The following is a 239-nucleotide window of genomic DNA, read 5'->3' on the forward strand; positions in this document are numbered from 1 at the left end:
GGTGCTGGACGCCGTGCTGGGCGACTATGCGGTGATCCGCGCCAGGACCACCGAGGAACTGATGGACATCGCCTACCTCGCCACCCGGCGTATCTATCCGGTGGGCAACAGCCTCGGCATGATCACCGTCAGCGGCGGCGCCGGGATCATCGTCAGCGATGTCGCCGAGGAAGTCGGCCTGCCGATGCCGCCGATGCCGGACATGGCCCAGGAGCGGCTGAAGGCACGGCTGTCCTTCG

At 67.8% G+C, this 239-nt stretch carries 1 protein-coding gene; it reads left to right on the forward strand.

What is annotated here, in order from left to right:
• Positions 1-239, forward strand: a 239-nt coding sequence (locus HMPREF0072_RS11675) for a hypothetical protein (protein ID WP_211204255.1), incomplete at both ends; no start/stop codon positions are given.

Origin of the sequence: Anaerococcus lactolyticus ATCC 51172 (assembly GCF_000156575.1) — a bacterium.
GTDB classification, from domain to species: domain Bacteria; phylum Bacillota; class Clostridia; order Tissierellales; family Peptoniphilaceae; genus Anaerococcus; species Anaerococcus lactolyticus.